Origin of the sequence: Dokdonia sp. Asnod2-E02, from assembly GCF_045063915.1 — a bacterium.
Classification (GTDB): domain Bacteria; phylum Bacteroidota; class Bacteroidia; order Flavobacteriales; family Flavobacteriaceae; genus Dokdonia.
Genome location: NZ_JBEFNX010000005.1, coordinates 561,210 through 587,270, shown reverse-complemented (window position 1 = coordinate 587,270; position 26,061 = coordinate 561,210). Strand labels below are relative to the sequence as shown.

26 protein-coding genes are annotated in these 26,061 nt (G+C 36.7%); 9 read left to right on the top strand and 17 right to left on the bottom strand.

The genetic code is table 11. The features are described from left to right. Nucleotides 1–102 precede the first annotated feature (102 nt). The 3 genes from ACJJVM_RS02600 to ACJJVM_RS02590 are packed head-to-tail and all read left to right on the top strand — an operon-like array spanning nt 103 to nt 3,542. The gene (locus tag ACJJVM_RS02600; RefSeq protein WP_405210712.1) at nt 103–1,497 is read left to right on the top strand and encodes a sensor histidine kinase; all 1,395 of its coding nucleotides are present in this window, start codon (nt 103–105) and stop codon (nt 1,495–1,497) included. Next, on the top strand, nt 1,497–2,228 hold the full coding sequence (locus ACJJVM_RS02595) for a response regulator transcription factor (protein ID WP_405210711.1): 732 nt from the start codon (nt 1,497–1,499) through the stop codon (nt 2,226–2,228). The genes ACJJVM_RS02600 and ACJJVM_RS02595 overlap by 1 nt, the downstream gene beginning before the upstream one ends. A gap of 42 nt (nt 2,229–2,270) precedes the next feature. Further along, nucleotides 2,271–3,542, top strand: a complete 1,272-nt coding sequence (locus tag ACJJVM_RS02590) for a hypothetical protein (RefSeq protein WP_405210710.1) — start codon at nt 2,271–2,273, stop codon at nt 3,540–3,542. A 3-nt stretch (nt 3,543–3,545) separates the two neighbouring features. On the opposite strand, the gene ACJJVM_RS02585 is transcribed toward ACJJVM_RS02590, so the two are convergent. The 9 genes from ACJJVM_RS02585 to ACJJVM_RS02545 form a co-directional block, all read right to left on the bottom strand. After that, on the bottom strand, nt 3,546–3,896 hold the full coding sequence (locus tag ACJJVM_RS02585) for a hypothetical protein (protein ID WP_298354027.1): 351 nt from the start codon (nt 3,894–3,896) through the stop codon (nt 3,546–3,548). 59 nt (nt 3,897–3,955) lie between these two features. Further along, on the bottom strand, nt 3,956–4,486 hold the full coding sequence (locus tag ACJJVM_RS02580; protein ID WP_405210709.1) for a DUF421 domain-containing protein: 531 nt from the start codon (nt 4,484–4,486) through the stop codon (nt 3,956–3,958). Between the two features lie 270 nt (nt 4,487–4,756). Further along, a complete protein-coding gene (locus ACJJVM_RS02575) occupies nt 4,757–5,137 on the bottom strand; it encodes a hypothetical protein (RefSeq protein ID WP_405210708.1) in 381 nt (126 codons plus the stop codon). Nucleotides 5,138–5,184: 47 nt separating this feature from the next. Continuing rightward, nucleotides 5,185–5,901, bottom strand: a complete 717-nt coding sequence (locus tag ACJJVM_RS02570) for an acetolactate decarboxylase (RefSeq protein ID WP_405210707.1) — start codon at nt 5,899–5,901, stop codon at nt 5,185–5,187. A 40-nt stretch (nt 5,902–5,941) separates the two neighbouring features. After that, the gene (locus tag ACJJVM_RS02565) at nt 5,942–6,853 is read right to left on the bottom strand and encodes a helix-turn-helix domain-containing protein (protein WP_405210706.1); all 912 of its coding nucleotides are present in this window, start codon (nt 6,851–6,853) and stop codon (nt 5,942–5,944) included. A gap of 77 nt (nt 6,854–6,930) precedes the next feature. Then, complete coding sequence (locus ACJJVM_RS02560; RefSeq protein ID WP_298354009.1) at nt 6,931–7,443, bottom strand: hypothetical protein; 513 nt, start codon at nt 7,441–7,443, stop codon at nt 6,931–6,933. 48 nt (nt 7,444–7,491) lie between these two features. After that, nucleotides 7,492–8,442 carry an SDR family oxidoreductase gene (locus tag ACJJVM_RS02555; RefSeq protein ID WP_405210705.1) on the bottom strand — a complete coding sequence of 317 codons (951 nt, stop codon included), beginning with the start codon at nt 8,440–8,442 and terminating at the stop codon, nt 7,492–7,494. Nucleotides 8,443–8,747: 305 nt separating this feature from the next. After that, nucleotides 8,748–9,329 (bottom strand): hypothetical protein, encoded by a 582-nt coding sequence (locus ACJJVM_RS02550; protein WP_405210704.1) that lies wholly within the window; start codon nt 9,327–9,329, stop codon nt 8,748–8,750. A gap of 117 nt (nt 9,330–9,446) precedes the next feature. Beyond that, nucleotides 9,447–10,025, bottom strand: coding sequence for a hypothetical protein (locus ACJJVM_RS02545; RefSeq protein WP_405210703.1), 579 nt, complete (start codon nt 10,023–10,025; stop codon nt 9,447–9,449). Between the two features lie 467 nt (nt 10,026–10,492). On the opposite strand from ACJJVM_RS02545, the gene ACJJVM_RS02540 reads away from it, so the two are divergent. Then, the gene (locus tag ACJJVM_RS02540) at nt 10,493–10,855 is read left to right on the top strand and encodes a dihydroorotase (RefSeq protein ID WP_405210702.1); all 363 of its coding nucleotides are present in this window, start codon (nt 10,493–10,495) and stop codon (nt 10,853–10,855) included. Between the two features lie 157 nt (nt 10,856–11,012). Here ACJJVM_RS02540 and ACJJVM_RS02535 read toward each other — a convergent pair whose 3' ends face one another. The 5 genes from ACJJVM_RS02535 to ACJJVM_RS02515 form a co-directional block, all read right to left on the bottom strand. Continuing rightward, entirely contained in the window at nt 11,013–12,641 is a 1,629-nt protein-coding gene (locus ACJJVM_RS02535) for a serine hydrolase domain-containing protein (protein WP_405210701.1), read from the bottom strand. 90 nt (nt 12,642–12,731) lie between these two features. After that, nucleotides 12,732–13,730: a helix-turn-helix domain-containing protein gene (locus ACJJVM_RS02530; protein ID WP_405210700.1), complete on the bottom strand. Its 999-nt coding sequence runs from the start codon at nt 13,728–13,730 to the stop codon at nt 12,732–12,734. Nucleotides 13,731–14,235: 505 nt separating this feature from the next. Beyond that, entirely contained in the window at nt 14,236–15,534 is a 1,299-nt protein-coding gene (locus ACJJVM_RS02525; protein WP_405210699.1) for a sulfatase-like hydrolase/transferase, read from the bottom strand. A gap of 14 nt (nt 15,535–15,548) precedes the next feature. Then, nucleotides 15,549–16,769 (bottom strand): cytochrome-c peroxidase, encoded by a 1,221-nt coding sequence (locus tag ACJJVM_RS02520; RefSeq protein ID WP_405210698.1) that lies wholly within the window; start codon nt 16,767–16,769, stop codon nt 15,549–15,551. 296 nt (nt 16,770–17,065) lie between these two features. Further along, on the bottom strand, nt 17,066–17,476 hold the full coding sequence (locus ACJJVM_RS02515; RefSeq protein WP_035329128.1) for a DUF4293 domain-containing protein: 411 nt from the start codon (nt 17,474–17,476) through the stop codon (nt 17,066–17,068). Nucleotides 17,477–17,677: 201 nt separating this feature from the next. On the opposite strand from ACJJVM_RS02515, the gene rho reads away from it, so the two are divergent. The 5 genes from rho (at nt 17,678) to ACJJVM_RS02490 (ending at nt 22,945) form a co-directional block, all read left to right on the top strand. After that, nucleotides 17,678–19,402, top strand: a complete 1,725-nt coding sequence (rho, locus tag ACJJVM_RS02510) for a transcription termination factor Rho (RefSeq protein WP_298353982.1) — start codon at nt 17,678–17,680, stop codon at nt 19,400–19,402. 396 nt (nt 19,403–19,798) lie between these two features. After that, on the top strand, nt 19,799–20,074 hold the full coding sequence (locus tag ACJJVM_RS02505; protein WP_035328436.1) for a DUF2061 domain-containing protein: 276 nt from the start codon (nt 19,799–19,801) through the stop codon (nt 20,072–20,074). 2 nt (nt 20,075–20,076) lie between these two features. Next, nucleotides 20,077–20,697 (top strand): phosphoadenosine phosphosulfate reductase family protein, encoded by a 621-nt coding sequence (locus ACJJVM_RS02500; protein WP_038600638.1) that lies wholly within the window; start codon nt 20,077–20,079, stop codon nt 20,695–20,697. Nucleotides 20,698–20,704: 7 nt separating this feature from the next. Next, a complete protein-coding gene (gene cysD / locus ACJJVM_RS02495; protein ID WP_298353974.1) occupies nt 20,705–21,637 on the top strand; it encodes a sulfate adenylyltransferase subunit CysD in 933 nt (310 codons plus the stop codon). Between the two features lie 63 nt (nt 21,638–21,700). Next, a complete protein-coding gene (locus ACJJVM_RS02490; protein WP_380035841.1) occupies nt 21,701–22,945 on the top strand; it encodes a sulfate adenylyltransferase subunit 1 in 1,245 nt (414 codons plus the stop codon). Between the two features lie 170 nt (nt 22,946–23,115). On the opposite strand, the gene ACJJVM_RS02485 is transcribed toward ACJJVM_RS02490, so the two are convergent. From ACJJVM_RS02485 to ACJJVM_RS02475, 3 genes are all read right to left on the bottom strand, one after another. Next, nucleotides 23,116–24,987, bottom strand: a complete 1,872-nt coding sequence (locus ACJJVM_RS02485; protein WP_405210697.1) for a SulP family inorganic anion transporter — start codon at nt 24,985–24,987, stop codon at nt 23,116–23,118. Nucleotides 24,988–25,135: 148 nt separating this feature from the next. Next, nucleotides 25,136–25,342, bottom strand: a complete 207-nt coding sequence (locus ACJJVM_RS02480) for a DUF2892 domain-containing protein (RefSeq protein WP_035336420.1) — start codon at nt 25,340–25,342, stop codon at nt 25,136–25,138. A 75-nt stretch (nt 25,343–25,417) separates the two neighbouring features. Further along, the gene (locus tag ACJJVM_RS02475) at nt 25,418–26,032 is read right to left on the bottom strand and encodes a Crp/Fnr family transcriptional regulator (RefSeq protein ID WP_405210696.1); all 615 of its coding nucleotides are present in this window, start codon (nt 26,030–26,032) and stop codon (nt 25,418–25,420) included. Between the last annotated feature and the right edge of the window lie 29 nt (nt 26,033–26,061).

Below are 26,061 nucleotides of genomic sequence, written 5' to 3'. Positions count from 1 at the left end.
AAGGGTTACAAGCAATTTTAAGGTTAATGCTCGGTTAACGATGGGTATTAATTATGTCTAACTGTACTTTCCCACTACATTTACAACATCAACCAGCCACAGATGAAAAGTAAATTCTCCTTATTAATAGCAATATCTGCACTAGCATTACTAGCGTTATGTGCCATACAAGCTTATTTAATAAGTAATACCTACGAGCTCAAAAAAACCGCTTTCTTTAATGAAACCTCAAATGCGGTTTCTGAGATTGCAAATGATAGAGAACTAGATTCTCTCTATGACGCACTTATAGAAGTAGACCTAGAAGATCACCTAGCAGATTACTTTAATGAGAGTATAACTAAGCGACAGGTGGTAGAACGATTTTACCGCAATGCAGATACTTATAACGAGCAGTATATGCAACGCTATGAAGCCTTGCAATTACAAAAAGAATTGGGTTATGAGGTTGCTTATAGACAGAATTTGTTAAGCATTGTCATCATAGACTATCCTAATACAGACACTATTTTTCCTATAAAAGATAATGAGAGAGAACGCATTTTTGGGCAGAAGTTTAAAACAGGAATTTCAAGAAGTATCAACTATGCACGCACCTTTGATACAAATGAGTTTATAGACCGTAGGGGTGACAGTATAAGTATAAGCTCGTACGATTTTGAAGTGCGCACTACACAAGAGATACAAGTACCTAACTGGAAATCTCTGGTACTTAAAAGAATGTGGGTACTCATTGTGGGAAGTATCATTTTGTTCCTTTTTGTAATAGGGTTACTCTACTACTCAATAAAAAACCTAATTACTCAGAAAAAAATTGCCGAGGTAAAAACAGACTTTATTAATAATGTCACTCACGAGCTCAAAACACCGCTCGCAACACTAGGTATCGCTACCAAAAGCTTACGCAATGAAGCAATAAAAAGTAATCCAGATGCCTTTAATAACACGCTGGGTATCGTAGAGCGACAAAATAGTAGATTACAAAAACTCATAGATCAAGTACTTACTAATAGCTTGAGCGCAGAGGAGCTACAACTTAATAAAGAGCAGGTAAGTGATAATGTGTTTTTTAACAACTTACTTTCAGATTTTGAGATTGCTACACAGCACGCACATCTCACAGTCTTAAACAAGGTCTACAGTCCAGAAGTGCTCTTGCGCATAGACAGATTTCACCTCACTACGGCACTCCTTAATGTGCTAGAGAACGCAGTAAAGTATGGTAAAGACCAAGTTACCGTGACGGTCATCACGCGCCTTGTAAATAGAAACTATTGCATTGAGATATCAGATAACGGGATGGGTGTCTCACCAACAGATCAGAAAGCTATTTTTGACAAGTTTTATCGCGCTGGTAATAGTGATATACATAACGTAAAAGGGCTAGGTCTCGGTCTCTATTTTACACACCAAATTATTACTGCTCACGGGGGAACGATAACCCTTAAAAGCATAGAAAACGAGGGAAGCACCTTCACCATAAAATTGCCTTTATAATGATTGCAAAAAACAACATACTACTCGCCGAAGATGATTTTGATTTTGGGAGTATCCTCAAGCAATATCTCGAGATACACAATTTTCAAGTTACTTGGTGTAAAGATGGGGAAGAGGCTCATAACGCTTTCGCGAAAGCGCACTCAGAAGGAGTAACCTATGACATCTGTGTTTTTGATGTGATGATGCCTAAGATGGATGGGTTTACACTTGCAGAGAAAGTGATAAGTATTAACCCAGAAGTTCCCTTTGTGTTTCTCACCGCACGCAAGATGAAGGAAGACCGCATACAGGGGCTCAAGCTAGGAGCAGACGATTATATCGTAAAACCCTTTGAGGCAGATATACTCGTGCTACGCCTTACTAATATTTTAAAACGATCTAGACCTAACCTCGCAAAGGTTAGACCAGATATAAATGAAATCACTGCGATAGGAAACTATCACTTTGATGCTCACAATCACACGCTCACCTTTGGAGAGACCGTACAATCTCTCACAGAAAAGGAAGCACAGTTGATTCAGTTTTTTTACGAAAACAAAAATCAGCTACTTCGAAGAGAAGATATTCTGTCTAAAATCTGGGGAAACGACGACTTTTTCTCAGGCCGCAGTATGGATGTCTTTATCAGTCGGCTTCGAAAATATTTTAAAGATGATTCTTCCATTTCAATCGCTAGCACAAGAGGTGTAGGGTTAACCTTTACAATTGAATTATCAAAAAATGAATAGGTAATCGCTTTCGCGAAAGCGGAAGACTAAAAAAGTAACACAATGAAAACAGTAAGAAATATATGCACAGCAGCCCTCATAGGCTTAGGAATGAATGTAATAGCACAAACAGTACCACCTGCTCCGCCAGCGCCACCTGCACCACCAGCAACGGTTTATGAAGATGCAACCACCACGGTAACTACAAACTCGTCTAATGTATCTGTAATTACCCAAAACGGTAATTATGGAAGTGGCGGCAGTACGTCATACTCAGTAAGTAACTCAAATGATGAGTACCGAGTAAAATCTCGTTACCCGAGTAATAGATATGCCGCTATAAAAGACTTCTTAGTAGCCGAAATGGGCACAAAAAATATGCAATCTAGCGGGAAGGATATGGTCTGGAGTCTTGAGGGTGATGAAGATACCGTTTATGAAATCGCACTGAGTGAGAAACGCCTCAAGATTGAACTAGATAAAACGATCGCTGCACCAGATATGATTGCAAAGTTTACAGATATGGGTAACATCTTACGTACCCTTGTTTCTGGAGGAAGCGAGCGACAAGAAATACAACGATTAGAACGCGATGCAGACCGTGCAAGACGTGATGCAGCACGTATGCAGCGAGAGGCTGCACGACTTAGGGAAGTTTCTGTAAGAGATGCTGCACGGCTAGAGAGAGAGGCACTGCGCCTCTCTAATGAAGCAGAGCGACTAGGTCTTAACTCAAAAAGAGGTGGAGGTATAGATAGTTACGTGCGTGATTTACTAGAGTTACCTAGTACAAAAATGGCAGCAAGTGATGAGAAGAGTAGTCTCTGGCAGTGGCCGGAGGTACAAGAAGCTCTCATTAGCACTCTAAATGCTGAAGGATTACTTAAAGGTGAAGAAACTATTGTATTTGTAAAAGAAGATGCTGGAGCATATATAAACGGTACACGTTTATCTACTACTCAATGGTCTAAGGTAAATAGTGTTTTTAGAAAATATGGTATGCAAGATGTTACAGAGGTGAGTTTCTATAAAAAGGGAAACCATATTGTTATTGTAGATGGCTTTACAGCTGTAGAAAAGATTGTAATGTGGTTAGTACGTAATGATTACATAGCTAGTTCTAGTAGATCTGTAAAAATGATGCTTAACGGAAGTTCAGTTGTAGTAGATAATGTTGCCTTGACTAACAGTGATGTTAAGAAGATAAACAGCTATTTACTTACTGAGGGAGTAATAACAGCTCCGGGCAAATCGCTTGTCATAAAAGAGACTGGTATGTCGCTGGGTTACAGTTATGATAAAAGTACACTAGGCACTTGGGTAAGTAAAGACTAGTTTTTACTCCTCTTCGTCTTGGAAAGTATCTCTTGCGAGCAACTTTGCAGATACTTTGTAGGTTGCAGCGTAGGTAAGACCTGCTTGTTTTGTTTTTGAAGTTAAGAATGCTCTTTTAAACCAGCGATGGTCGGTAGCTCTTTTCTTTAAATCTTCGTGAGTGGTTGTAGCATATGGAGTCCCTTTAAAGAATGACTCAATGGTATAGATACCCAGCCCATAATGCTCTGCACGATCTAGTACAGTTTCAAAATCTGCTTCAGAAAATTGATAAGCAGTATCTGTTCCTGATCCATCATTTTCTGGTGTTAATCCTGCAAATACTTGTTGTTCTAAAAACTCTGATTTTTCCATAATGCAAAAGTCGTTATTTAATCATCAAATCTATCACGATTTATAAAATAAGAATACCCTTATGGCGTTTTACGCACACCATTTAACAATGCCTTGTTAAGCACACCATCATCATCTGACGATGAGGTGTGTAACACAGATATGTCACCTGTAGATTCTAGTACGACTGCCTCTACTTGCTCATAGGTGAGTACATTTGCCTCTCTAAGTTTGGCAATAAGTTGCCCTTTTTCTATACGAGCATACTTTAGGTTTTCTTCAAGAATGGTACTTCCGTCCATAAGGAGTAGGGGTTTATTTGATATAAGTTTGTTTATGGCCGGCACAGCACGCTGTAAGTAAGAAAATATAAATGTAAGAATCAGTAAGGCTCCCACAGCTACAGATCCGTGTGCAATTGAGGTACTAGAAGTTAGTGTAGAAGATATGATACTACCTATTGCGATGGTAAAAGCAAAATCATAAGCCGTAAATTTTGCAAAAGATCGCAACCCTATAATACGTGTTAGAATGATTACTACTATAAAAATCATTAAGCTACCTGCGAGTGTTTGAAAGAGCGGGTCATCTGTGCTGTAAATCCAATCCATATTGTTGTTTTTTGAGCATAGTTTATTCACAAGTTGTGATAAGCTATTATTGGTTAGACTGTAAATTATTAAATAATCACAGTAAACCCACGACCCATAACAAAGGTTTAATATCTATTGTGAAGGTATTAACGTGCTGCTTATTATATATGCCGACAGATAGCTATGTATGGATTGACCAGTTGAGGTGGGAAGCGTGTATTTACGCTTTCGCGAAAGCGTAATTCTCAACTTTATAGATTGAGCAATTATAAGTATGATTTCAGTTTATTAATACTTACTCTCAGACTTGTCATCCTCTTTGAGAGGTTCAAAAGTAATTGTAGCATTAACTCCAAGTTCTGGTCCAGCGTCTATGTAAAGCTCATAATTTTTGAGAAGCTTTATTTTTTCTGGCGTGTGTGAAGAGATCTCGATGGTATCTATAATCTTCCCTTCTTGTTGTATCCTTAAGATAAAGTGGGCACTGCCTATATTGCGTATGATAGCGTAACATTCTTTACCATCATACGGATTTATTACGCCGTCTTGCCCCTGGCCTTTACCAGTGAGTAGCATACTTTCTGAAGCGCCTATCTCAACAGTTTCTTGAGCAAAGCTATCTAGTTGACCTAAAAAAGTAAGGCAAATAAGGAGGAGGAATGTTTTCATTTATAGTAATTTAAGTTTTAATAACTCTTTTAAAGGTACTTATTAATTTACTTTTTAGGTAAGAACAGCTTTAAATTATCAATAGTTAAATTGTCAAGATGCCCCATTTTGGACTGGTCTTTTGTAATGAGATGTAGGTGAATGTTGCTGTCGTGATGGGTAAAGATACCCTTATGCATTATAGAGAAAAATCCTATAATTTCTACTTCTTCGTCTTGCAGCGTGTAATTTGTTTGCCCTTGATGCGCTTCTTGTGGAGAAGAAACTTTTGTGTCTCTAGGCAAGTTTTGTATGTGTATCTCTGCCTTAGATACAGTACCCTCTAGCCTAAATGCAAATGGTCGCTTTGCTTCTTTTGTGCGTTCACTTACAAAGTCTTCTATATCTTTTATAGTCTTCACAGACGCGGGAAGATTTATCTCATACCAGTCTGTCACGTTAGTATACACAAAAAAAGGTGCAGAGACTTCATAAGTAGATGTTACTGTCATTGTAGTGTCTGAGTTCACTTTTGATAGATAGCTAGTACCGTTTATAATGAGAAGTTCGCCAGTGAGATAACTCTCAGGGCCTAAACCATAAAGTCCTTCCTTATTTGTGATGGTGTCTAGTAATATAGAACCTTCTAGTTCCCCTTTCCACATCACGTTTTTCATAGCACCCACCACCTTTACATCTGGATACGTCGTGGCGGTGGCGGTTTCACCTTTTGAATTGCAGCTTGCTAGGCATATAGCAAATGTGAGTAGTAAAATGTATTTCAAAATATAGGTCTCTTAGGGTTCTATAGAGCACAATATAATACTAATTCATTTTATACTTCTGCCTGTACTGGCTAGGGCTTATGCCTTCTTTCTTTTTAAAGAGTCTTGAGAAATAAGGAGGGTATTCAAACCCTAGTTCATAAGCTACTTCAGAAATAGACTTCTGCGGATTAAGTAAGGTGTTTTTAGCCTCGTCTATTAAGTACAACTGTAAGTGTTCTGTTGTGGTTTTACCTGTTTCTTTTTTGAGCGTGTCGCTCAGGTAGCGTTGTGATACAGAAAGCTTGCCTGCTATTTGTTCTATGCTGGGGATGCCGTTTTCTTGCAGCTGTCCAGTTTCAAAATAGGTGTCTAGTTGTTGATTAAATAGACTTAGTAAATCTGTAGAGAATTCTTTACGATTTAAGAACTGACGTTCATAAAAGCGGTTTGCGTACTTAAGTAGGGTGCTAAGCTGTGAGATGATAATATCTTTACTAAACTCGTCTTGATTATTATGATACTCTGTGTTTATATTAGTTACGATAGACTCTATTTGCTTTTCTTCTTTTGGTGAGAGGTGTAGTGCTTCATTTACATTGTAAGAAAAGAAGTTGTACTTCTTGATTTGAGCCACAAGGTCTGTGCCTTTTATAAAGTCTTCGTGAAAGGTAAGAGAAAAACCTTTTTGATCATAAATCACACTACTATCCCATTGAAGAACCTGTCTAGGTGCAATAAAAATGAGTGCACCATTTGTAAAGTCATACTTAGTGCGACCATAGGTTAAGTCACCTTTTATTATTTTCTTAAGGCTTATGGTGTAGCAATCATTTGTGATAGGAGGGGAGCTTTCTCTTGGACAAGGTAGATATCCATCTCCCACGGTTGTAAAAACACTAAGCATAGGGTGCTCTGCTGGAGGTAATCCTAAGTAGTTAATATATGATGATAAGGTTTTAAAATGCTCCATATTAAAAAACTAATTGTACTAAGTCGCTTTTGTGAAGTTACTTATAACGTTTTAGATCTCTATTTTATTTTAACTATCTAGTAGCTATTATCCTTTTGTGCACTTACTAGATGCTTGTTATAATCGTTTATTCTTGCATAAGCCGTACCATCTATAAGTAAGATTACGATAAGCATTGCTATGGTAGTGATACTTATGGCACGCCAGCTAGGTGTGTTTACAAATATAATGAGCAATGCAGCTATAATAATTATGATGGGGATAGCTCTAAACACAACTGTAGTATACTCCTTAAGGGTTGCTTCTGTACGGTCAATCTCAGAGGTAATAAAAGCTGTTGCGTCCTGCTGGTATGCGGTCTCAAACTGTGTGATTCTAGCCTTATTTGTAAAAAACAACCCTAAACCTATGGTGACTAATAATACTCCCGCTACCAGTGTAGGTATAATGTATGCTCTTGCAATATCTGTTTTTCCCAGTTGCCAGAAGCCTATACTTGCAGCTATAAACACCACCCCAAAGAGTACAAAAAAAGGTGTAGAAAATAGCTCTGCTTTTGCCCAGTCTGTTGCGGCTTTTAATATATCCATATCTTAAGGTTATAGTATAATTTTAAGTCTAAATGTTTGTATAACACGTTATAAATTCCAGCTAAAGCCTGTTGCTTCTTCAGACATTTTCCATAGTTGCTCCATCACTTCTTTATTTTTTGCGTGTGGCTCTAAGGTGCATTCACCCACGGGTCCCGTCCAGTAGTTTCTTCCTGTGGGGCCATAAAAGGCAGTTTGATCAAGATCTGGCTCTGTAGCACACATAAGCTCTGGATATGCACCCTTCTCTGCAGATTGTACAAAGGGTGATAGCTTCATAAGTTGCCACATAAAACGAGTTATAAGGCTGCCACTTGTCTTAATTAATGAGGTACGTGAGGCACCTGGGTGACACGCATAGGTTTTTACATTAGTCTTACCAGCTTTTTTGAGTCTGTCTTGTAACTCATAGGTAGTCATAATTTGTGCAAGCTTACTCTGGCTGTATACACTATTAGGGTTATAGTTATGATCCCAGTTCATATCGTTAAACTGTATCGTTTTTATACCCATTTTATATCCTTCACTACCTACGGTGACAATACGACCATTAGATTGCTCTACTAGCGGAAACAACAAACCTTGTAATAAGAAATTACCGTAGTGATTTACACCTAGCTGACTTTCAAAACCATCTACGGTAAGTTGTTGTTGGGGAACTTGGGCAATGGCTGCATTAAGCATAAGGGCATCTATGCGAGGTACTGTTTTAAGTACTTCTGCGGCTGCTTTTCTCACAGATGCAAGTGAGGCTAGGTCCATCTCGATATTAGACACATTAACGGTGTCTCCTATTTCTTGTTTTAAAGTAGCAATGGTATTTGCAGATTTAGTATTATTACGATTAAGCATTACAACAGTCGCACCCTTAGCGAGTAAAATTTTTGCTGCTTCATAACCAGTACCACTCGTGGTACCTGTAATTAAAAAGGTTTTATCCTTAACATCTGTAATTCTATCTGGCATCCATCCATCTTTTCCAAACTGATAATCTTTCATCTTGCTTCGTTTTTAATTACTGGGGCAAAGGTAAGAGTGAGAAGTGGGAGGTTTCTTATACAGATTTTCAGATGTAGTATAGATTTTGGTAATCAGTCCCTTAGAAGGTGCAAAAAAGTATAAGTGTATGTGGTGTTATGGTATTCCGCTTTCGCGAAATTTTAAAATCAACAAATACTACCTCGATAAAATCTTGCTTTCTATTAGTATGTAGTTAATGATACTCTATGACCTGCTGAATGGTAGAAGGGTTTTAATTTGAAGAGGGTTGTTTTTTGTTAAGTGTTTTTGGTCAGTAAAAAATATTATTCTAGCTTCAGGTAATTTCCATTTTCAAAACTTATAAGTTCTATTCCTCTTCCTTCTGATGAATACAAAATAAGCTCAATTGTGTTGTTTTCGTTTAAAAAACTGTTATTGAAAACATAAACATTTTCAAATTCAAATCCATTTACATTGATATTAACAATTTGCTCATTGGAAGGGTTTCTTAGAGTTTCAAAATATTCATTTTCAGTATTATCACTATTTTGAATACCATAATTAATATCAAATGAAGTAATATCATTAGACGTTTCCATATTTAATTGTATTGAAAACCCATTTTGACTAAAATTGATGAAATTTGTTATAGTTTCAACTTCCCAATATCCGCATCTTTCAGCTCCTCGAGATTTTTTCTCTATTTGAATAGTTCGCGGTTGAGTAGTGGCTCTTATTTGCTCACCATTTTCATTTACATAAAACAAATCTTGATAATTGTCAAATGGGATTAATGATTTTTCAAAATCCGAAAGTGAAAATGTATCAATAACTGACTCGTCACAGGTACAACTGAAACAAAGAAGTGTAAATAAAATGGTAAGGCCTTTTAGGTAGAATTTCATATTATTTAGTAGATTTTCTAATCTTAGAATTAAGTTCTGTTATGTGCTTAGACTTTAATTTAACCACTGCCGGTTTTCTTCATTTTTAGTTATTTCATAACTAAGTAAAACTGTGATTTAGTTCTTTACTTTTATTTTATCTAAGTCTATAGCTTGTTTACTGTCATTTCTTTTTATGTATGGATAAAATCGAAATCTATATTTAGTATTAGCGACTTTTGGTGTGTCGTGAATAAAATCGTGCAAAATATTTGTCAAATAGTATCTATCTCCATTTTCAAATTCCAGTTCCCAATATCCGAAATCAGATATAAGCATTGGCATTCTACTTCCTCGGTCTAGTGCATTTTTGTAATAAATACCTAAGTGATAGATGGATTTTTTTATCTCACTTTTTAAATACGCTTTTTTAATACCACAGTGAGTTATAATAATTTTTTCCTTTTCATTGTCTAGAGTGAAAATTGTGTTTTTATTTTCAAAATAATAGTTGAGGTACATTATTAATACAGGGATATTCAATAGTGCAATAAATCCTAAAAACATCCAAAGCCAAATTTCATTATAAATAAAATCAGTTCCGTTACGCCATTTGTAATAAATAGGTAAAAAGATAATGATGACTCCAAAAACTCTTAAGTTGTCTAGAGCTATCTTTCTAATTAGTTTATTGTGTATTTTAAAGTGTTCTTTCAAATATTGGTTATGATAATACTACTCTATACAAGTCCTGTACACTCCTTGTTAAGTCTCTATTAATTTGTTTTTTAATTGTCGGCTTAAATATACATTTATTTATGAGGTTAAGGCCTTAGCATCGCATTGCTTACTTTTTTTTGTGAAGTAATCCGCTTTCGCGAAAGCGTAAATATAAGAACGCGAAAAATCACCGATATCACAGCGTCAAATAACCTTTTAAAACAAGCTATTGCCATCATAAAATGAGAAAATCTTTATGATGAAAATTACAAATCACAATGAGCTCAAAAGCTACCGTTTAGCCTCGTCTAAGCAAAGGTGATTTTTAACTCAGTCTTTTGTTGTTTAACTTTTTATTAAATTATTTTCACTTATTATGTCCTTATTTTTAACTATCAATTTTATTGTGTTGATATTTTGAAGATTCTTCAAAATTAGGTAGTGTCAATATTAAATTTAATTTTATGAAAAATTACATTTTAAGTTCAGTTTTAGCGTTATTTATTTCAGTCTCTTTGTATGCTCAAGAGCCTCAATCAAGTTTTAATGAAGGAGATGTTTTTCAAATTGGTACTGTAGATTATAATAATTATAAGCATATCAATTTTCCGAAAGCAAACTTTATTATTAAAAAAGGCGGAATTGCAAATTACGAGAATGTTAAAGGTCAAAGAGTGGTAATAACCTCAATTAAAGAGAAAAGTAATGGGAAGAAAGTCGCAACAGTAAAACTTGCTGATTCAGGAAGGTTTTTTAACAGTCATAAATATGTAACTGTAGATGTTGATACGGCATTAAAAAATGAAGAGTTGTTACCTGTTAAATAAAAAATTCACTTTTAAAGGCTTTCTATTTTAGAAAGCCTTTTTTAATATAAAATCTAGAAGACTCTATATAGATTGTTGTAGGTCAATAGTTTTAAGATTCTACTCCAGGCGCACCTAGAGTAGACTTGTTTTACTTATTAAAAGAAGGGAAATGGCGTTAATCTTTATCTATTATTGCTGGTAAAAGATATTCACTTATCATCTTATCAACATTAGTATGGGCACTGGGACTATTATATGCCGAAGCAGTTATAACGATGACAAATGGGATGTTTTTGAAAATAAAAATCTTATTTCCACCTCTTCCGCTACAATAAGATACTTCATATTGTTTGTCGTTATATTTATAGACTTTATTCCAAAATAAATAGCCATAGTGACCATTTTCTGTTGGTCGTTTTACTTGCTTAGCTAAGCTCTTTTTAACCCATTGTTTACTTAAAATTTGCTTGCCATTCCACTTTCCATTATTCTTATATAATTGTCCGTATTTGGCAAAATCAATAGCTCTTAACTGTATCCCGCCAGCGGTATTACCAACTTTTTGAGGTGTGTATTGCCACTTATAATCAGTTATATCAAGAGGGTTAAATAGTTTTTTATCTGCATAAGACACTAAACCACTAGGGACAGATTGATGTATGACATCTCCTAGTACCACTACACCTGCTGTAAAATAAATGTAGTCTTCTCCTATAGTTCTACCTTGTTGCATAGGTAAATCAAGTGTAAATTTTACCCAATTTTTTGTAGGGTACATATTTTCTTCATTTCCCGGGTTGCTATAGTCTGCATCATCACCAAGAAGCCCAGAACTCATTGTTAAAAGAGATTTTAAGGTTATAGCATCTTTTTTAGGACTATAATTATCAAAAGACTTTAGGTTGTAAAAATCTTTTAATAAGATGTTTTCGTTTTTTATGAAACCCTCTTGAATTGCAATTCCCATCATTGTTGAAGCAATAGTTTTACCCACAGATCTTGGGTCGTGCAGGCTATTTCTGTTTTCACCATTAAAGTATTCTTCTATTAAAAGCTTATTGTCTTTTATAACCACTATGCCATTAATATCTTCAAAACGTCCTTGTGCAATTTTTCTGTTTAGAGCTTCTATTTTAGTACTGTTGTAAGTGTCATTAGATAATTCCCAACCACTATCAGGTTGTATTTTTTGAATAGGGACTAAGCTTTTATCTATAAAGGCTTGTGTGTTAATAGTACCTTTTGCAAGAATCTCGCCTATCTTCAATGTATCTTCTTTTATATATGGTCTTACTTCGATACTTAAAGAATGATTGCCTTCTAGAAGAACATCTTGACCTCCTCCTAGTTTCATAAATTTTAACCACATAAACCAACCCCAAAAGTCAATTTGTGTGGGATAAACTAATGGTACTAAATGTTTGAGTTGCGTAGTTTTTGAGTCAATTGTTCCTGCTCCCTTGTTTAGGTTTTCTACATAAATTACTTCACCATCAACTAAAAATGAGAACTGAAAATTTCCCTTATTTAATAATTGATCTTGTGATAAGTGTGGTGCTAGCGATTTAATACTTTCAATAAGGGGTTTTTCTAAGGTAAAGTCAATGCTGAGAAATTTATCTTTATTGAGAGTAAAACTATTTGAATAATTATTTGGTGTAGGCTTATTTTTTTTAAAGTCAACTTTTGAAAAATGCAAATTCTCTATTTCATTTGTTTGAGAATTTTTTGCGGTTGATTGCGTCCTACCTTTGCAAGATATTATTAAACAAGCAAGGAGCACTAAGTAATAGTTTGAGTTCATAAATGTCATTTGATTTTTGATTGAAATATTCATCAAATCTAGTACGTAAGTAAAGTATCAAAAGCCCCATATTATAGAATGGCACTAGTTTTAATCCTTCTTAGGGGTACTTTTTATTGACTTTTTATAATATATAGGAGTTACGCCCGTAATATTTTTGAAAACCCTATTAAAAGTAGTTTTTGAATTGAAACCGCATTCATAAGACATTCCTAATAGCGTTATGTGATCGTATTTATCACTGTGTAATTTATCAATAATGGCATTTACACGATATTCATTTACAAAGTCAGAAAAGTTTTTACCTAAGCCATCGTTTATTATTTTGGACAATAAATTGGGATGTATATTGAGATTATCTGCCAGAGACTTTAATGTTAATTCTGAATTAAGGTAAAAAAGATTAGTTTCCATCTGTTCTTTAAGCCAAGATGCTTTGGTTAAGATTTCTTCAGAGGGACTTTTTGTGGTTTCTTGAGATGAGTTAGTCTTGTAAATATCATTTTGTTTGTTAGCCTCAAGTAAAATTATTTCAGGTCTTAAAAATGCTTCTGCACTAATCCAAATTGTTATAATAGAGAGTAGCATATAAATAGGGTAATAGTCACTTATATCTAATTGAAAATCATAGATTATATAGTCTATAAACGTATAGGGCACTAATAAAAACCAAAGTATTGCAAATAAGATAAGTAATCTGTACAACCACCTTAAACTATATGCATCATTATTACTATAGTTTTTCTTGAGCCAAGAATGATAGGTTTTTATTAATCTAAGTGCATATATACAATAGGTTATAATAGAGATAATTGCCAGAAGTTGAGTAATAGGCATTAGTATAAGATAAGTTTCTGTTTCTATACCAATAACATTATTTGAAAGAGCATCTTGACTAATAATAATATGTACGCATAGTTCTATAATTACAGGCAAGAAATGAATACTATCTCTCTTAGAAAGGTGATAACTATAGTTAGTTGTCTTTTTTACATATAAATATAATAATGGACCAAGAGCTAAAGAATAGTTTAACGGTATTAAGTAAAAATGTGGTAGATAATTTGTTATTTGAAAATCTATACTCAATACCCATATATTCCAAAAAACAATAATGAACGTTACTAGGCCCAGTAATACATTAGCCTTTTGATTTATCCGCCTAGTGAAAATAAGTAGTAGCCCAAATGTGAAACCTATAAATACAGATGCTATTATAATAAGGTTAAAAAAATTTAAATTGAATTCACACATTAATAAATGACGTTCTTTTTACAATACGAAGCTTATCAAAAGCTAGCCTTTGATAACGTGATTAGTAAAACACTCTTGGTTTTAATTTGTAAAGCTCGTTGTACAACTGGCCACTTTAAAACCAAGCGAAGCTCCCGGTAACGACCGGGATTGCTAGATAGCCTGTATTGTTTTGTTGTTTAATTGATTGGCTTAAATATACACTTATTTAAGACGCTATGGTTTTATCTTCGGGTGGCTCAATTTTTCTGGAGGGGATCCCGCTTTCGCGAAAGCGTACTTAAGATTCTCTGTAACGATAACTCATTGCGGTAAAAATAAACTTAGTAGCTTCTGGAGCTTAATTTCTTATCCCGTTCAGTTCGGTTTCCAATGCTGTTTTTATGGCGTTTTGGGTAGTTGTAAGTGTTCCGTTTAATAAATTCTCTTGTTCGTAAGGATCACTAGTAAGATCATAAAGTTGGGCATCGCCATCAATGGTTTGGAAAAGCTTATAATCACCATTGCTTATAGTCCAGAGGTTGTTTACTCCGTCATCTTTTTCACAATATTGATAATCTCTTATACTGGCTGACTGTGACAGTAGGGGTTTAAAACTTTTACTATCATTAATACTGCTACTAGAGACACCAGCTAGTTGTGCAATTGTGGTAAATACGTCTGTACTTGTTATTAAGTTGTGATCACTACCTGTTCTTAAAACTCCTTTGCCAGCTATAAATAGTGGTACATTTATACCACCTTGATTAAGGGAGCCTTTTGCCGTAAAGAAGCTATATGGATTTTGTGCTACCTCATTAGGGGTGCCATTATCTCCTATAAAAATAAGTACAGTATTGTCTTTTTCTTCTTCAGGTAAAGAATCTAGTAGTTTCCCTATCTGAAAATCCATAGCCTCTATTGCAGCCATATAGTATGGTGTTTCATCCATTCCATCTGTAAAAGGAGGCAAGTTGCCTTGAGAGTGCATATCGCTAGGTGGTACGTGATAAGGCGTGTGAGGGGCATTATAGGCTAGCCATAAAAACCAGGGCTTGTCTTGTGCATTTACCCAGTTTATAGCTAGGTCTGTAAATTTTGTAGTAGCATAAGCTGTCTCGATATTGCTCACTTCATCTTCTGTAAGTAGCCAGTTATAGTAACTTTGTGGCTCACCTCTTAATAGTCCAGCGTAGTAATCAATACCAAATACCTCTGGATTAAAGGTGCTACTATTGCCAGAAAGATGCCATTTACCTATAATAGCGGTCGCATAGTCATTGCTACTTTCTTCGGTAATATATTGCTGCAAACTTCTTTCTGATAGATTAATCTCATCACCAGCCCATTTTACCCCTGTTCTATAACCGTATTTACCAGTAAGTATAGAAGCCCTAGTAGGGGAGCAGGTAGGATAAGACCAGAAATTAGAAAAAGAGAGTCCTTCATTTCTAATGGCATCTATGTGAGGAGTAAGAGCTTTTATGGTTCCTTCTGTAAATCCTGATATTGCATCCTTTCCTAAATCATCTGCTATAATAAATAAAATGTTTGGAGCATTTTCTGTATTATCATTTGTTGACTGTGTTACTGATGTCTCATCTGTAGAGCTACAACGTAGAAGGAGCAGTAAAGAGCAGCTCAAAAAGTAAAATTTCATAAAATAGGAGATATTTAGTTGAAAGGGTTGCTGTATTTCTCATCACTTATCATTTGTATATCTGTAAGTGTATTAAGAAAAGCAACAAGAGCATTTTGTTCTGCTTGTGTGAAGTTAAACTGGCCCACCTCACCATTTGAGTTTACGAGAGGAGTGATAAGGCTAGAATGATTTTTTATCCCAGAACTATAATGGCTCACTACTTCCTCAAGGGTAGGAAATCTACCGTCGTGCATATATGGCGGAGTTATACCTATATTTTTAAGAGAAGGCACTTTAAACTTCCCTATGTCATTAGGATTTCCAGTAGCTTCATTTACACCTAAGTCTGTTGTAGATGTCGCATCTAGGCCATTTGTTGTAGCAAAAGAAGTAAGTGTAAAATTAGTATTAGGTAATGGGCCTACAAAAGCTTCTGTTTGATGGCAAGCGGCACAGTTTGCCATCTCACCATTAGTAAGTTCTCTAGGTATAAAAAAGAGCTGTTTTCCTTGGTTTTCTTCCGTTGTAAAACTTGGAAAAGGAGCAAGAGGAGAAGAAACTTCACTTCTCGCTTGATCATACCTTGAGGTGGTACTTACCATACTTCTTACAAACTGAGCGAGCGCACTAGAAATTCTGTCTGTGTTAATTGTAGCGTCTCCAAAGGCTTCACTCATTAATGGTGGGTAATACTCTTGGTCATTTACTATCTGGACAAGCTCTGTGAGGGTTAGTCCCATCTCTACTTCATCTTGAAAAGGCATTAATACTTGTTCTTCTAGCGTTTGTGCTCGTTCATCCCAAAAAAACTGTCCGTCGGCATAAAATCTAGCATTTGCAAGACCCATAGAATGTCTTCTAGTAAACTCACCATCAAAACCTTCACTTAAAACACGTACGTCAGAAAAACCGTTTGCAGCTTGATGACAAGACGCGCAAGAGGTTGAACCATTTGCGCTTAATTTTTTATCATAAAAAAGTACTCTCCCCAGTGTTGCTCCTGCATCTGTAACTACGTTGTTGCTTGGCGTGTTGTCATATGCCGTTACAGACTGAAACTGGAACTGATCAGGAAATTGACTCTCTGCATAGTAATCAGGAAGTTCAATATTTGCATAGTTAAAATAATCCTCAGGTAAGTTTAATTCTGCTAGTTGATTATCATCTATTGGAGTATACTGCTCATCATCTGTAGTGCTACAAGAGCAAAGAACAATTACCATAAGTAAGAGCGTTGCGATAAGATTTTTCATAAAGAGAGAGTTGGTTAGTCCTTATGTTAAGACGCAGTTTTTATGAAAAGGTTTAATGGAGAGATATTACAAGCTCGTTTTGTGTTTGTAAAGTTATTTGATTTGAAATGTAAATACGCTTTCGCGAAAGCGTACATAGAACTATAACCACCGCAATTTAATTTCTTCCATCTTAATGGCAACTAGTATAATAGCAGCTACATCCTCCATTCATCGCCAAAAAACAAGCCATAAAAAAAGCCTCCCAAGATTAAAAGGAGGCTTCTACGCACTAATAAAACTAAGATTTTATAAGTCTATCGTAATCTATCTACAGATTTTACAAGATCTTCATCGCGCTTGATTGCCTTGTTTGCCAAGACTAGTAAAACGATAGAAACAAGCGGAATGATCATCCCAATACCCTTCTCAAGAACCGCCGTCCCTCCAGATAAGATTTGTGATCGATATACCAATACACCTAATAAAACAAAGTTTAATAAGATATTAAGACGTCCTAAGACGAATTGGTTTTGTCTTTTGCTCCATAAAAATATGGAAATAAATGAGAGTACAGCACTTACACTAAAAAGAGTAATGTAAAGTACCTCATCTGCAGCCCATACAGCTTCACCCGTAGCATCTGCATATAGGCTAAAGGCGTACGGCAAGCCTAAAGAGGCAAGCGCTGCAAGTAATAAATAAACGGTTTGAATACGTTGTATCAAATCTTTTACATTTTTTATCTACCAGCAAAAATAAGTTTCATTTTGTGATATTGCTAAGAAAACTTTAAAAATAAAATTGTATCATTGTTGTATAATATCATAACAAGCTCTCCGCTTGTTATTTAATTACTTCAATATTCGTATCAAATTCTTCTTTTGATACATAATAATCACTCGATTTTTAATTTACTACATTATTAGATGTTTGACATTTCAGAATTAAAAGCAAAGAAGCTTCCCGAGCTTCAAGAAATTGCAAAAGGAATAAACGTTCCTAAGTTTAGATCCTTAAAAAAACTAGATCTAGTTTATAAAATACTAGACCTGCAAGCTGCAGACCCAAAAAAGGTAGAGGCCGTAGTGCCAAAAGGTAAGGAAGAAGCTGCTCCAGCACCTAAGCCTAAGCAAGAGCGTAAGCCACGTACACCTAGAGCACCTAAGGCTACTACAGAGGCAAAAGCTACCACTCCAGAAGACAAAAAAGAAGCCCCAGCACAAAAAGAGGCTCCAGCAAAGAAGGAAGCCGTAAAGCGTGAGCCAGCAAAAGCTAAGGTAAAAGATACAGAAGAGGCAAAAACACCTCAAAAACGCGATACTCATAAAGACAAGCGTTCTAATAATAATAACGATAAGCGCTCTAGCAATGACAACCGCCAGAGCAACGACAAGCGCTCATCTCGCGATAATAATCGTAACAATAATAATAACCGCAATAACAACCGTAATAACCGTAACCAGAAAGATGGTAATACACACGGTAACAACGGTAATAAGGATAATCGCAACCGCTACCGCGAGCCAGATTATGAGTTTGAAGGTATTATAGAAAGCGAGGGAGTACTAGACATTATGCAAGATGGTTACGGCTTTTTACGTAGCTCAGATTATAATTACCTAGCATCACCAGACGATATTTATGTATCACAATCACAAATACGTCTCTTTGGTCTTAAAACAGGAGACACTGTACTAGGTGTGATACGCCCGCCAAAAGAGGGAGAAAAGTACTTCCCACTTATTAAAGTAAGCCGTATAAACGGTCTCAACCCTAACATTGTGAGAGATCGTGTCTCTTTTGAGCATCTCACACCATTATTTCCTACAGAAAAGTTTAACCTAGCAGAGCGTCAAGCCAGTATCTCAACACGAGTGATGGATATGTTTGCACCTATAGGTAAAGGGCAGCGTGGTATGATAGTATCACAGCCTAAAACGGGTAAAACAATGTTACTTAAAGACGTTGCAAATGCCATTGCTGCAAACCATCCAGAGGTATACCAGATTGTACTCCTTATAGATGAACGACCAGAAGAGGTAACAGATATGCAACGTAATGTAAAGGGAGAGGTTGTAGCCTCTACCTTTGATAAAGAAGCACACGAGCACGTAAAAGTGGCAAACATTGTACTTGAGAAGGCAAAACGCCTTGTAGAGTGTGGTCACGATGTAGTCATACTACTAGATTCTATCACACGTCTCGCAAGAGCATATAACACCGTACAGCCAGCTTCTGGTAAGATTCTTTCAGGAGGGGTAGACGCAAATGCACTACATAAACCTAAGCGTTTCTTTGGAGCAGCACGTAATATAGAAGGTGGAGGATCACTTTCTATTATAGCGACAGCACTTACAGAGACTGGTTCAAAAATGGACGAAGTAATCTTTGAAGAGTTTAAAGGTACCGGTAATATGGAGCTACAGTTGGATCGCAATATTGCAAACCGCCGTATCTTCCCAGCTATAGATCTTACCTCTTCATCTACACGTCGTGATGATTTACTACACAGTAAAGACACCTCACAACGTCTATGGGTATTACGTAAGTATCTAGCAGATATGAACCCAGTAGAGGCAATGCAGTTTATGAGTGATCGTATACGTAGCACAAAAAATAATGAAGAATTCTTGATTTCTATGAATCAGTAAGACCACTTCATAACCCTTATAAAAAACCTCTTGAGCTATCTCAAGAGGTTTTTTTGTTTAACGTGTTCGTTTAAGGAGCACTAGGGTAGGAGCTTCTCATTAAAAGTAGTAACCCGCTTTACATTGCAATTCCTCATTGCGCTGCGCTACATTGCGGGATTTTCATTACAATCGGGGCTAGCGAGTATGGATATAGCATTTTTTTCTAAATGAAGAAGTGAGTTTGTATGTAGGGTGTTGTAGATAGTCTATTGTATATCAATGTTTTGAATTGTATGTGGGCTATGGGTAAATGTAAAAGCAATGCTAAAATTGTTGCTCAGCCCAAAAATTTACTTACTTTTGCCCATTAGTCTAGTAATCCCATAGATTAATAGATGTATATTAGACAAAACAATGATTTTAGATCAAATCTTTTTACAAAGAGACAAAGAGAAAAGTAAATCATACCAAAAAGATAAAACTTCAGAAAAGCCTATGCGTAGTATCGTAAAGGCATTAAGCTGGAGACTCGTTGGTACATTAGATACTCTTTTTGTTTCATACCTATTAACAGGTGAGTGGTTACTAGCCACTTCTATTGCCTCTATTGATTTTTTAACAAAACTTATTCTTTACTTTGCGCACGAGCGCATTTGGAATAAAATTAACTGGGGAAAAACCGCATCATAACTATGTACACAGCAAGTGATATAGACGCCCTCAACGCGCGCTTTGCAACTGCAACGCCGCAAGAGGTAATAAGCTACGCCATAGCACAGGCTAGCAAAGCTATTATAACAACAAATTTTAGACCCTACGAGGGAGCATTGCTACACGCAGTGACACAAGTAGCACCACAACTGCCTGTTGTATGGTGTGACTCGGGTTATAACACAAAAGCAACCTACACACACGCACAAGAGCTTATAGAGACGCTAGACTTACAAATAGACCTCTATGTGCCTAAACAAACGAGGGCTCACAGAGATATCCTTATGGGTATCCCATCTATAGATGACCCACAGCACGCAGTGTTTACAGAGCAAGTAAAGATTGAACCATTTACTAGAGCAATGGCGACACAAAAGCCAGATGTGTGGTTTACAAACTTACGCAAGGGGCAAACTGCTCTGCGCGACTCACTAGATATTTTTAGTGTAAGTAAAGCAGGCGTACTTAAAGTGAGTCCGTTTTATAATTATAGCGATAGTGATCTAGATGTCTACCTTAAGGAGCATAACCTTCCTAACGAGACAGATTATTATGATCCTACAAAAGTGCTAGCACACCGTGAGTGCGGCATACACCTTTAAAAAAATTATGGATATTACAACACAACCTATTATAGATACTAAGGCTACTCTTGCACTCAATCCATTAGAGAGTGAGGCGGTTTACATTTTTAGAGAAGTCGTAGCTCAGTTTGACCGTCCAGTGTTATTATTTTCTGGAGGGAAAGACAGTATAACGCTTGTACGACTAGCACAAAAAGCCTTTTTTCCGGCTAAGATTCCTTTTCCATTATTACATATAGACACTGGGCACAACTTCCCAGAGACAATTGCCTTTAGAGATAAGCTTGTAAAAGAGCTAGGTCTTGAGCTTATAGTACGTAACGTACAAGATGCCATAGATGAGGGTAGGGTTACAGAGGAGACGGGTAAATATGCCAGTCGTAATATGTTGCAAACCACCACACTTCTAGATGCGCTAGAGGAGTTTAAATTTGACGCGGCTATAGGTGGTGCACGTCGTGATGAGGAAAAAGCAAGAGCTAAGGAGCGTATCTTTTCTGTGCGTGATGATTTTGGACAGTGGGATGAAAAGAACCAGCGTCCAGAGTTATTTAACTTCTTAAACGGAAATATTGATCACGGTCAGAATGTGCGCGTGTTTCCCATAAGTAACTGGACAGAACTAGATGTATGGAGCTATATTGCTTCAGAAAAAATAGAAATTCCTAGTATCTATTTTGCACACCAGCGCAAGACCTTCTTAAGAGATGGTATGTTATGGTCTGCACAAGATGATGTAGTTTTTAGAGCAGAAGATGAAGAGGTAGTAGAGCGCACAGTGCGTTTTAGAACGGTAGGTGATATGTCTTGTACAGCAGCAGTACTCTCTACAGCAGACACTATTGAGAAAGTAGTAGGAGAGATACGTACCTCTACCATTTCAGAACGAGGTGCTCGTATTGATGACAAGCGCTCTGAGGCCGCAATGGAAAAACGTAAACAACAGGGATACTTCTAGAAGTAAGGCTGTTTAACTTTTCGCGAAAGCGTAAAAGAAATTCAAAGATTAAGACACAATACAATGGACGTATTAAAGATAGCAACCGCTGGAAGCGTAGATGATGGTAAGAGTACTCTAATAGGGAGGTTACTATACGACACAAAATCGCTCACTACAGATAAGCTGGAGGCGATAGAAAAGAAGAGTAAGGCAAATGGATTTGATTATCTAGACTTCTCACTTGCAACAGATGGTCTGGTAGCAGAGCGCGAGCAGGGTATTACTATAGATGTAGCACACATCTATTTTAGCACGGCAAAGAAGAGTTATATCATTGCAGATACACCTGGGCACGTGGAGTATACTCGTAATATGGTGACTGGAGCATCTACATCACAAGCATCTATTATTCTTGTAGATGCACGTAAAGGAGTGGTAGAGCAAACGTACCGTCACTTTTTTATAAACGATTTACTACGTGTAGAAGATATTGTGGTTGCGGTAAACAAGATGGATCTTGTAGATTATAATGAGGAGGCTTTTAATAAGATTGTTTCAGATTTTGGAGCGCTTACGCAAAAGCAACAGTTTAAAGCGCAACGTATCACTTTTGTGCCTATAAGTGCTTTAAAAGGTGATAATGTGGTAAATGCCTCTACTGAGATGCCTTGGTATGACGGTGAGACTTTACTAGAACATTTAGAACAATTAAATCCTTCTCAAGTAGAGGAGGTGGGAGCAAGGTTTCCAGTGCAAACCGTTATACGCCCTAAGCAGGATCAATATCACGATTTTAGAGGATATGCAGGTAAAGTTTCTGGAGGAGCGCTAGCAGTAGGTGATGCTGTGACGGTTCTTCCTTCTGGTAGATCTTCTGTAATAAAAGATATTTTATTTTATAATGCATCTTTTACTAAAGTAGATGCTGGTAACTCGTGTACCATCACGCTAGAGGATGATGTAAATGTAAGTCGTGGTGATATCTTAGTTAAAAGTGCGCAAGCACCTAGTCTTACTAAAGAGCTACAGGCTACTGTATGCTGGATGGATAATAATGCACTTGTACCTGGTACAAAATACTTAGTACAGCAGGGTACGGCTCAAATTTTAGGAAAAGTAAAAAGTATAAATAGCATTGTACATACAGACTTTTCTGGTGTAGATGCTACAGATAAACTTGTGCTTAACGATATAGGTAAGGTAACGATACAACTTAGTAAGCAGGTGCTTAATGATCAGTTTTTAGATAATAAGCAAACAGGGTCATTTATACTTATTGATACGCAATCACACGCAACAGCGGGTGTAGGTTTTATAGGTTCTTAATATGTCATAGTTGTTGGATACTATTCGATATTAAAAAAGGCGCTTTATAGCGCCTTTTTTTTGTCTTTCAACTCAATTGGTTGATGTGAGTGTTATAGCTCGTTAGAGATTGCCTCTATTGTTTTTAGAGGTGTGTGTTTCCTCTTAGACAAGTTTCATTTTTTATATTGCTAGGCCTCAGTGTCTAGCACTCCAGAAAGTACGTGATAACGAGGGTCATCTACACTTTCTTCAATTACTTTGTCAAATTTAGGAGAGGCTTTGCGCATTAAGTCTTTACACTCTGTACTGAGGTGCTTGAGTGTGATTGTTTTACCTACGGCTTCATACTTCTCAAGGAGTACAAAAATAGCTTCTAGGGCAGAGTGGTCTGCGACTTTTGCCTCTATGAAGTCAATTTCTATGTGGTCTGGATCACCGTTTATGTCAAACTTAGAATTAAAACTCTGAATACTTCCAAAGAATAATGGGCCCCAGATCTCATATACCTTTGTGCCATCTGCTTTAAATTTCTTTCTAGCTCTAATTTTCTTAGCGCTACTCCAAGCAAATGATAAGGCTGCTATAATTACACCTACAAATACAGCAATAGCAAGATCAAAAAATACAGTCACTGCAGATACTATAATAAGAACAAATGCATCTGATACTGGTATTTTCTTTAAAATTCTAAAACTAGACCAAGCAAATGTCTCAATAACCATCATAAACATTACACCCACGAGTGCAGCAATAGGCACTTGCTCTATAAAACGGTCTGCAAATAAGATAAAGGTAAGTAGCGTGACTGCCATCATTACACCAGAGAGTCTACCACGACCTCCAGCGTTAATGTTTATAACTGTTTGGCCTATCATACCACAACCACCAGTTCCTCCAAAAACACCACTCACGATGTTACCTGCTCCTTGTGCGACACACTCTCTGTTTCCATTACCTCTAGAGTCTGTCATCTCATCTACCAGGTTCATAGTCATCAAGGTTTCTATAAGTCCTACAGAAGCTGCAAGAAATGCATATGGCGCTATAAATTTAAGTGTGTCAAGGTTAAATGGTAGGTTGCTCCATAGGTGAAATACATTGAGCTTGCTTGAAATTTCTGCCATACCATTTAAACCGGCACCACCACCATCTCTTATAAACTCACCTACGTTTACAGCATCTAAGCCTCCAAAAATCGATATTAAGGATACAATAACAATAGCTGTAAGTGCGGCAGGAATTTTAGGAGTTAATTTTGGTAATCCCCATACAATGAGCATTGTAAGTAGTACAAGGCCTATCATTGTAAAGAGTGACTTGCCTTTCATCCAGGTTTTTACAACTCCTTTGTCTTTTACAGAGTAAAAGCCATCTTGTGAAGCATTAAAAACTACCTTTTGTGTATTTGTATCATAAACTTGTCCGTCTGAGAGTACAAAAACTTCCTTGTTTGTTGCTTTGTTTATGACTGAGTTTCCTTCTATTGTAAATAGTACGGTATTAGAAACTTTGTCTTTTACCTCATTGTCAGATACGGTATAAACGAGCTCTTTTGAAGCTGTTTTACGCATATTGTCACCAGCGTAATCTTTCTTATTTTCTTTAAACATCCCTAGTTGTGCAAGAAATATAACGATGGCTAGACCGTTTACAAACCCCATCATTACTGGGTGTGGTATTAAACGCACAAACTTCCCTAGCTTGAATAAGCCAGCAAATACCTGAATAACTCCCATTAATACCACAGCGGCGAGTAAATAGAAGTACCCCATATTTTCAACAGGCTGATCAAATAGTAATCCCTTTGCGTGGCCTTCTTGAATCATCTGTACAAAAATCACAGCAACAGCTCCTGCAGCACCAGAGATTAACCCTGGTCTACCGCCAAAAAGCGCAGAGATAATACCAATAACAAATGCTCCAAATAAAGCAACAATAGGGCTTATTTGTGCTACAAAGGCAAAGGCAACTACTTCAGGTATCATTGCTAGAGAAACGGTGATGCCAGATAGAATATCGTTTTTAGGATTTGCAGTAAAGTTGTTAAAAATGCGTTTCATAGGTCGTTTTTAAGAAGCCGCAAAGATAGGGTATTCTTAAAGTATAGACAGTGCTCGTTTTAGGATAATTACGATACCTATTTTCGCGAAAGCGTATAAAAAACAAACCCTCACCATATGACTTGTGAGGGCTTGCGATGTAAGGGGGTTATTTTTTGGCTCTGTAGGTGCTCAGTTTAAATGGAGCATAAAGCGGGCAAAATGAGATAAAACTTGTCGCGATAAATACCAATGCTAGAATGCCTAGTATAAGTGCAAGGGTGCCATTTATAACGTGGGTTGCATAAAGTATACCTATTATTACCGCTGCTGCAATACGTAAACCGCGGTCTAGATTTCCCATATTCTTTTTCATAATGTGTTGTTTTAGATAATAATACAGCACAAATGTAATGGGAGCTTTTCCATTAAACGGTGACTATGGTCACACTTACTTGATTTTTATGGTGCGTCCCTCTTGGGTGATATGGTTTTCGGCCTCTAGCTTTTTTAAAATCCTGCTTACTACTTCTCGAGCAGTACCTAAGTCTGTGGCTATTTCTTTATGAGTGATATGTAATGTTTGAGAAGAGGTCACACGTGTTTTTTCTTTGAGGTAATCTAGTATGCGGGTGTCCATCTTATCAAACAGGAGGTGGTTTACGGCATTCATCATATCAAGATAGCGAGCATCATAATTTTTAAAGAAAAGGGTGTTGAGCGCTGGATAGCTTTTAAGCCATTGTTGTACATTTTTGACAGGCAGAAGGAGCAATGTCGCTGCCGTCTCTGTGATAGCATAGCCACGGCTAGGTAATTGTGAGATGCCAGAAGAAAAAGAAATAATACAACTCTCTGCTGGATGAATGTAGTAGAGCAGGAGCTCTCTATCTCCATAACGAGAGTACACTTTTACAAGGCCTTCTATCACAATAGGTATAACCTTTGCATATTGTCCCTCACGTAGTAACTCTGTTTGAGCAGGGAGCTCTTTTATGATGCCGTGCGTGTTGATCTCTTCTATAAGTTCTGGATGAAATCTAGGGAAAAGCTCTTTTACAATCATAAGTAAATGTACTGGTTGATACAAAACTA